The organism is Azospirillum aestuarii, assembly GCF_016632405.1.
GTDB lineage: Bacteria > Pseudomonadota > Alphaproteobacteria > Azospirillales > Azospirillaceae > Azospirillum > Azospirillum aestuarii.
Genome location: NZ_JAEPIV010000069.1, coordinates 1 through 7,590 on the forward strand (window position 1 = coordinate 1; position 7,590 = coordinate 7,590).

7 protein-coding genes and 2 pseudogenes are annotated in these 7,590 nt (G+C 64.2%); 4 read left to right on the top strand and 5 right to left on the bottom strand.

The features are described from left to right. Positions 1–64 precede the first annotated feature (64 nt). A pseudogene (locus JJL56_RS32380) lies at positions 65–826 on the top strand (Tn3 family transposase); the annotation flags it as partial. Between the two features lie 152 nt (positions 827–978). Here the strand turns inward: JJL56_RS32380 and JJL56_RS32385 are convergent. After that, on the bottom strand, positions 979–1,407 hold the full coding sequence (locus JJL56_RS32385) for a LexA family protein (RefSeq protein WP_247891378.1): 429 nt from the start codon (positions 1,405–1,407) through the stop codon (positions 979–981). A 424-nt stretch (positions 1,408–1,831) separates the two neighbouring features. Between JJL56_RS32385 and JJL56_RS32390 the strand changes: the two genes are divergently transcribed. Beyond that, complete coding sequence (locus JJL56_RS32390) at positions 1,832–2,338, top strand: DUF6790 family protein (protein ID WP_200487876.1); 507 nt, start codon at positions 1,832–1,834, stop codon at positions 2,336–2,338. On the opposite strand, the gene JJL56_RS32395 is transcribed toward JJL56_RS32390, so the two are convergent. The 3 genes from JJL56_RS32395 to JJL56_RS32405 all read right to left on the bottom strand — a co-directional run bounded on the left by JJL56_RS32395 (position 2,289) and on the right by JJL56_RS32405 (position 4,429). Beyond that, a complete protein-coding gene (locus JJL56_RS32395) occupies positions 2,289–2,873 on the bottom strand; it encodes a YgjV family protein (protein WP_200487877.1) in 585 nt (194 codons plus the stop codon). The genes JJL56_RS32390 and JJL56_RS32395 overlap by 50 nt on opposite strands. Positions 2,874–2,881: 8 nt before the next feature. Further along, a complete protein-coding gene (locus JJL56_RS32400; protein ID WP_200487878.1) occupies positions 2,882–3,415 on the bottom strand; it encodes a hypothetical protein in 534 nt (177 codons plus the stop codon). 219 nt (positions 3,416–3,634) lie between these two features. Further along, a complete protein-coding gene (locus JJL56_RS32405) occupies positions 3,635–4,429 on the bottom strand; it encodes a tellurite resistance TerB family protein (protein WP_200487879.1) in 795 nt (264 codons plus the stop codon). A gap of 730 nt (positions 4,430–5,159) precedes the next feature. On the opposite strand from JJL56_RS32405, the gene JJL56_RS32410 reads away from it, so the two are divergent. After that, positions 5,160–6,503, top strand: coding sequence for a globin-coupled sensor protein (locus JJL56_RS32410; RefSeq protein ID WP_200487880.1), 1,344 nt, complete (start codon positions 5,160–5,162; stop codon positions 6,501–6,503). 157 nt (positions 6,504–6,660) lie between these two features. Here the strand turns inward: JJL56_RS32410 and JJL56_RS34025 are convergent. Then, positions 6,661–7,113: pseudogene (locus tag JJL56_RS34025) on the bottom strand (ubiquitination-like system serine protease family protein); the annotation flags it as partial. Positions 7,114–7,370: 257 nt separating this feature from the next. Between JJL56_RS34025 and JJL56_RS33840 the strand changes: the two are divergent. Next, positions 7,371–7,493: a hypothetical protein gene (locus JJL56_RS33840; RefSeq protein WP_282188973.1), complete on the top strand. Its 123-nt coding sequence runs from the start codon at positions 7,371–7,373 to the stop codon at positions 7,491–7,493. Positions 7,494–7,590: the final 97 nt, after the last annotated feature.

Genomic DNA, 7,590 nt, shown 5'->3' on the forward strand with positions numbered 1-7,590 from the left:
TGGTCACCCACCTCGATACGCCGCCCTCCTCAGACCGTCATCACCCAGATTCCAGCATAGCTCGCTGCTCCACCACGGCACCAGCTTGAAGATCGACACCCATTATGTGGACACCGGGGGCGTGTCCGACCATGTCTTCATTCTCTGCTCACTGCTCGGTTTCCGCTTCTGTCCCCGGCTGCGTGACTTCCCCGACCGGAAGCTGGCCAGCATCGAACCTTCCGGATCCTACAAGGCCTTGCTGCCGCTTCTCGGACGGCGGATCAAGGTGGAGGTCATCCGCGAGCATTGGGATGAGGTCGTGCGCCTGGTCGCATCCCTGAAGAGCGGTTCGGTCGCGCCGTCCACCATGCTGAAGAAGCTGGCGGCTTATGAGCGGCAGAACCAACTCGACCTTGCTCTCCAGGAGCTTGGCCGGATCGAACGCACTCTGTTCATGCTCGACTGGTTGGAGAGCCCGGAACTGAGGCGGCGCTGCCACGCCGGTCTCAACAAGGGAGAACAGCGCCACGCCCTGACCCAGGCGATCTGTACCTTTAAGCAAGGCCGGATTGCCGATCGCGGCACAGAGACTCAGGAATACCGGGCCTCGGGACTGAACCTGCTGATCGCGGCCATCGTCTATTGGAACTCTACCTACATGGCCGATGCCATTGCGCACCTTCGTGCGAAGGGAGAGGCGGTGCCTGATGAACTCCTTGCCCACACGTCTCCGGTCGGCTGGGAACACATCGGCCTGTCGGGCGATTTCCTGTGGGAACGGGCGGCGTCCACACCGGCCGGCCGGCGCCCGCTCAACCTTGAGCGCCAACGTCGGGCTGCCTGACCACCATGTTCTCAGCTCGTTCTGCCTTAGCGTTGTTTAGCTGACACTTATCGCGCTGCCCTCTTCAAGCCGGGGATCAAAGACCCGCTCGCATGAGACGTAGAAGTTGTTGCAGTCCACCAGTCCGTAGACCCGCAGCGGCGCCATGGTCATCACCGTCGATGCAGTCGGATGGTGCTCGTGATGACGCCCCAGATTTCAAAGTCGGGCCGGTCGGTGACCTCGGCCGGACGGTATGCGGTATCATCTGAATCCGGCACCAGCCACACGCGGGCGCCACGCTTCAGCAAGCGCTTGCACGTCAGTTCGCCATCCAGCACCGCGACGATCACATCGTCATGACGCGCGGTCAGCGATCGATCGACAATGGCAAGGTCGCCGTCATGGATGCCGGCTCGGACCATGGAATGGCCGGAGACGCGCAAGGTGAAGGAGGCGGAAGGGTGGGGCACCAGCACCTCGGCGAGATCGATTCGGCCTTCCACATAGTCCGCCGCGGGCGACGGGAATCCCGCCGGCACCACGGCCTCAACAGACACGACCGGGCATGACCGCATCACTATCGGCTCTGGCGCCTGCATGCTCACCTCCACCCACCTGACCTTGTTGGGAGGATGGCGCAGGAGAAGAGCTTTTCAAGAACAAAGAGTCGTTGACACGAAGTTGGGATCGCGGTGACCAGCTCCGCTGTCATGCCCATCCCAGCGCCGGGACCAGCGGGCTGGCGCTCACCGACAAGGTCTCGACGAGGCGGAAGTCGGGCGCGAGGGTGCGCGCCGGGAACATAGCGTTCACGGTTGGTATCCTTTGATTGAAGATAGGGGTTGGGTAGTCAGGCCGACGATCTGCAGACATCAGTTCGCAGGATCGATGCGGTTGCGCACCTCGCCATAACAGATACAGGCGCGCAGCCCGCGTCTACATCGGGGTATTTCCGATAGCCTCTTGGAATGAGCGAGATAAACGTCTCAACTTTTGCTTGTCGTCTCTTCCATGGAGGACGAAATGGACGTCGCTAATTTGATACGATTTGTCCTGACGCACATTCCATTGATCACCTTCCTGCTGGCGATCATCATTCCAACTCTCAGTCGATCCGATCGGACCCCGGAAGGCTATCTGTCCTGGCTGCTGCTGCTCGCCGTTGGCGTCGATGCCCTCTGGGCGGGGTTGTTCCATGTGTTCGCTCCGGAGCGCGCCGCAGCGTTCATCGGATGGACGACGAGCCCCTTTCAGTTCGAGATCGGCGTCGCCGACATAGCGCTGGGGATCATGGGAGTGCTCGCCTTCCGCAGATCCCTCGACTTCAAGGCAGCGGTCGTGACCTACGCATCGCTGTTCTACATCGGCGTGGCATACGGCCACTTTCATCAGATTTGGGTTGCAGGGAACTATGCGCCAGGAAACGCTGGCATTCTTCTCGTTCTCACCTGCATCCGGCCGTTCCTGTTGATCCTGCTCCTCATCGCGGCTCAACGGAAGGCAGCCCCGGCGTTGGCGCTTGGGAGGTAGGAAGTGGCTGGCGGAGCGCTGCTTCGTCACGCTTCCGAGGTACGCAATCGCGCAGCGCGCCGTAGACCAGCCCGGCCATGCAGAGCAGGTCGGCGGCCAACCCGAACAGGCTCCCGGTCAGCAGGTCATGGGTGACCCAGCAGGCGCCGGCCAGCAGGAACAGTAGGCGGAGCAGGAGGGCGGACCGGCACCAGCGCGCCGCGGTGGCGAGGATCATCCCGGCCGCCGCACAGGCCGATGGCCAACCCGCCCAGGTCGAGGCGGCCAGCACGGCAAGCGCGGGCACCGTGGCGATGTACACCGCCCGGCACCAGCTCGGCCGGTCGTCAGGCCAGGCGGTGGCGACCTGCAAGACGGACAGTCCGGAGAGTGCCGCACCGGTCGCGGCCCCGATCAGCAGGTAGTGCAGCGCGAACGCGGCGGCGGATGCGCCCTGCCCGGCCAGCAGAGCGCGCCGACCGGACAGCCAGGGCCAGAGGGCCACCAGGACGAACCCGGCGGCCCCGGCGAGGTCGGAGAGGTGGGGAACGATCATGGCACCCCTCACTTCCGCAGCAGCTTGTCCTTCGCCGCGCTGCCGGCGCTGGAGCCGACCCAGTAGGACACCACCGCCGACGCCATGGTGGTCAGGGCGCCGAGCATCAGCGTGGCGTTCTGGTCGATCGCGCCCGCCGGCTGGCTCAGCACCCGGTACAGCACGATGCCGAACGTCACCAGGACGATGGTCGACACGATGGGCGCGCCCCAGGAGATGCGGCTGCCGGCCTGGGCAAGCTGGACGGTCTGCGCGCGAGCGTCGGCCCGGTCCTCGTTGTCCAGCCGCAGCAGCGCCACGACTTGGTCGCCCTGCTGCCGGTACAACTCGGCCAGCTTGGCGGGATCGGTCTGCACCGCAGCGACGGCGCGCTCGGCATCCGCCGGGGTGCTGATCGGCACGCCGGTCACAGCCGAGACGACGGACACCGCGGCCTCGCCGACCTTCTGGGCGGTCTCGCCGCCGCCGAGGGCGGCCTTGGCGACCTCCGGCAGTAGCACCGGGGCCAGGGCGGTGAGGATCGGGATGAGCAGTGGCAGCATGATGGGTGCCCCTCCTTCGGGCATAAAAAAAGCCGCCTCGGCGGGAGCCGGGCGGCGGGGTGATTGTCAGGGTGGCGCGTCAGGCGCATCCTGTTCAGATGCGCAGGTCATCAGAGCTTGGCGTGCCCGAGCCCCAGTACCACAACGGGATCACATCGTGTTTTTGCTGACGGCCGATCTGTGTACTGGGGAGATCGATGGCCTGCGTCGGTCAGAACATCAGATCATCGAGTCGAGTTCGCGACGGCGCGCGTCGGTCAGGCCGAGACGAGAGGCAAGGTAGGCAAGATACTGGCGATCGACGTCGTTGCCGCCGCGCACCGCCAGTTCGGAGGCGAGATAGACCTGCTCGGCAGTCTCAGGGTCGCGGACTTCACGGATGATGTCATCCATGGGCCGCGGCGTGCGCAACTCGGCTTCGACGATCCGGCGGTCTTCCGGTTCGGCTTGGGCTGCGTCGAGGCTGTCGAGTATCCGCCGCTGCTCATCGATCGAGATGCGGCCATCGGCATTTGCCGCCGCGATCATGGCGCGGATCAACAGAAGCGCCTTTGCGTCACCGAGGTCAGGCTCCGGCGTGCCACCACGCAGAACGTTGGCCAGACGGTCGCCGAGGCCGCCGACGGCCCCTCCCGCCGCCGCGCCGCCCAGAACACCGCCCAGCGCCCCTCCAAGGCCGAACCGGTCGAGAATGCCACTCAAGCCCCTGCCGCTCACCGGTCCGCTCGGCTGGGCCGAAGGATGACCGGCGGCGGTGGGGCGCTTCTGGTTGTCCTGATACGCCTTGTAAGCGAGGTAGGCGAGAGAAGCGAGCCCCGCCTTCTGGAACAAGCCCATGCCACCAGCCGGCACCTGCGGAGCGCCGTAGCCATGGCCGTAATGGCCCTTCTTCTTCTTTTTGCCTTTCTTGCCAAGGACCAGAGGCAGCGCAGCGGCAAAGGCTGGTCCCCGGCCGGTGCGACCGGCCAGTCCATTGGCCAGGATGACACCGAGAACTTTGCTCAGGTTGCTCATGGTTCCCTTCTCTGCTGGGGCTGGGGACTCCTTTCCCCGCCGTGACCGGGTGCCGTAGAGATGGGAGCGTTTCCCGCCGGTGAAACCCGGTATGCCGTCAAAAGCGTGCCCTCAGCACCGGGGCCAGGGCAGAGATGATGGGGATGGGCAGTGGCAGCATGGGGATCGCTCCTCCTCTGGGAATAAAAATAAGCCGCCTCGGCAGGGGCCGGGCGGCAGGTTGGAACTCGGGTTGGTGATGTCTGGAACAGAGGAACGCTGAGCCGGTTAGACAAACATGGACGCACGCACTTCCGCAGCCCGGCTTCAGCGACTCCCCCGTCTTCGGGAGGACGCATTCAAGCGGGCGCGGTCGTTACAGGAGCAGAGCCGGGAGGTGGTCGCGCAAGCCGTGCAGAATCGGCTCGAAGCGCAGGACGTGCGTGCCAGAGCGGCGGACCGGCGGCAGGGAATGGGTTGAAACGCGCCTCAGCCGAACACGTCCGGCGGGCTCAGCCAAAATCCACTTTCCCTGTAATGTTTCAAAATTTGCATTTCGCACATCATACTCCCAAAATGCGACGCACGCTAACTTTCCCCTTCCGTGTCGGCACACATACACGTTTATGCATTCGATTTTCTCAGGGGTTTCGCCGATCCCAACGGTGGCATCGATCTTGCTCTAGCATGCCAAGCGTCGGACTACAGATCATCCGTTGAATCCGGCGGCTTGGACACTCTGGGGGAATCAATGCGCGATCACGATGTCGATATGCAGAGGCGCCTTAAGACCTTCGGCATCACCGATGCGGACATTCAAATTCTCCGTTCCAATGCGGCTTTCGCCGACCAGGAGTTGCCCCGCCTCTTGGAGGCTTGGCATGCACGGTTCGCCGAGTGGCCGGAGATCCACGCCACCTTGATGAAGCCCGAGGTCCACGCGCTGCGGGTTGCGCACTGGGTCCGGGTGGCGGCCGGGCGGTTCGATGCGGGCTTTGCAGAGTCCGCTAATCGGCTGGCTGAGGCGTTCTATGACAACGGTGTCCCGAGCTACGCGGTCGCCATCTGTCACCATACCGTTACTCAGGGCATTATCGAGACCCTGAACTTGGAGGTCGTTTCTCCACGGCTGTTTGGGCGCGCCGAAGCCGATCGCAAAGCGGCGGTCCGCAACACCTTGAGCAAGATTGCCTGGATGGACCTCGAACTGTTGCTTGAAACCTACGCGGAAGCGGAGCGGCGTTCCCGCTCGGACGTGCTGAACCGGCTGGCGGCGAACTTCGAGCAGGAGGTCAAAGGCATCGTTCAGGATTCAGGTGCGAAGTCGCTGGAGATGCAGTCGGCGGCCGAGCGCATGGCGGAACTGGCCACCCAGACCAGCCAGCGGTCGCTGGACGTGGCGAGCGCAGCCGAGCAGGCATCGATCAACGTCCAGACGGTGGCAAGCGCATCGGAGCAGCTCAGCGCGTCCGTCGCCGACATCAGCCGTCAAGTCGCCATTTCCTCCCAAATTTCCCAGGAGGCCGTGGCCCAAGCCGATACCACGACCAGCACGGTCAATGGCTTGGTCGACGCCGCACAACGTATTGGCGATGTCGTCAACCTAATCAACCATATCGCCTCGCAGACCAACCTCCTGGCGCTCAACGCGACCATCGAGGCGGCCCGGGCTGGAGAGGCCGGCAAGGGCTTCGCCGTCGTCGCCGGCGAGGTGAAGCATCTGGCCTCCCAAACCGCCAAGGCCACGGACGAAATCGCTGCACAGATCGCCGCCATGCAGAATGCAGCACGCGGGTCCGCGGTGGCCATCAACGACGTCGGAGTCACGATCAACCGGATCAACGGGATCACGACCGCTGTCGCCGCCGCTGTCGAGGAGCAGTCGGCTGCGACCCTGGAAATCACCCGCAACATCCAGGAGGCGTCGAAGGGCACGCAGAGCGTCAGCCTGATCATCAGCGAGGTGACACAGGCATCGGTGGACACAGGCCACCTGTCGGCGGGTGTGCTGAGTGTCTCCGGCATCCTGCATGAACAAGCCGGCACGATGTCCCAGCGGGTCGATACGTTCCTGGAGCGCATCCGTGCAGCGTGATCTCGGCGAACCGAGACAGATCAGCACCGCACATGGTCGATAGGAGCGGTGAACTGGACCGGCGCTGAAGCAGTCGGTCCAGCTCGTCCGCCGGGATGTTCGGCAGGTCCACCGTCTGGCCGGCGAGAGCGTGCGAGCTGTCGGCGCAGAACTCGATTCGGCCTGAACGGATGAAGTGGCGGCAGACCTGGGCGGCCCGCCCGCTGTTCGCCGCGAACTTCAGGGTGATGTTCACCGAGGGGCTGAAGGTTGGCGCCGCAGCGTTGCCGTCCCAGGTCCACCGGGCGCCGTTGCGGAACGGGGTGTCCACAGCGATCTGGTGCATGGCGTTGCAGCCGGGGCACCAGTGTTCGTGAGGAGTTAGGTCGCCGTACTGCCGGCGGACCAGCTTCGGGCTGATGAGCTCGGTCATGTGGACTCCGGAAAAGGAGAAGCCCGCCGCGGAGGTCCGGGCGGGCTGGGGTGGGTTATCCGCGCAGCGCGGAGAACACTGATTTCGTTGATATTTTCGCTCTGCGGCAGGGCATTTTCGCTGCCTTGCTGCTCGCCACCACGCAGGACTCCGGAAAAGGGCAAGCCGCCGGGCGGGGGCCGGGCGGCCGGTTGACATTTCGAGGCCCGGTTGACAAACCCGCGCGCTGTTGACGTTTCGGCGGATTTGCCCACGCCGACGACGCTGGGCTTTACAGAATCGGGCGCGGATTATGCGCGCGGCTATGCGTGGTGGTTCGGGCGGCCGGCTTGCGGATTTGCGCAAGTTGCCTGATTCGGCACTCCGCTTGACCTGGACGGCGGTTTTCGGGAACCCACTTGCGGGAGCGCCCACGCCGCCTGATCCGGCCCTACGGGATGGTTGGGAAAATCGACATGGCCGCCCTACCCTGCATGTTTATTTTCACGGCCTCGAACGAGGCGCCGAAAGTGAACATGGCCGGCGCAGTCAGTTGGGGCGATTACCCGTCCACCGTCACCGCCGCCGGGTTTCCGTAACGCAGTTGGAACTACGACCTTTGGAGTAACGTTACTAACCCGGATAATTCACCGAAGCTGAAGCTGGGGGTGGCGGGCGCGAGGTTAAGCCGCTGAG

Bases quoted from the DNA above. Each gene is read 5' to 3' on its own strand.
- JJL56_RS32385 (WP_247891378.1), bottom strand. From the start codon at position 1,407: ATGCAGGCGCCAGAGCCGATAGTGATGCGGTCATGCCCGGTCGTGTCT.
- JJL56_RS32390 (WP_200487876.1), top strand. From the start codon at position 1,832: ATGGACGTCGCTAATTTGATACGATTTGTCCTGACGCACATTCCATTG.
- JJL56_RS32395 (WP_200487877.1), bottom strand. From the start codon at position 2,873: ATGATCGTTCCCCACCTCTCCGACCTCGCCGGGGCCGCCGGGTTCGTC.
- JJL56_RS32400 (WP_200487878.1), bottom strand. From the start codon at position 3,415: ATGCTGCCACTGCTCATCCCGATCCTCACCGCCCTGGCCCCGGTGCTA.
- JJL56_RS32405 (WP_200487879.1), bottom strand. From the start codon at position 4,429: ATGAGCAACCTGAGCAAAGTTCTCGGTGTCATCCTGGCCAATGGACTG.
- JJL56_RS32410 (WP_200487880.1), top strand. From the start codon at position 5,160: ATGCGCGATCACGATGTCGATATGCAGAGGCGCCTTAAGACCTTCGGC.
- JJL56_RS33840 (WP_282188973.1), top strand. From the start codon at position 7,371: ATGGCCGCCCTACCCTGCATGTTTATTTTCACGGCCTCGAACGAGGCG.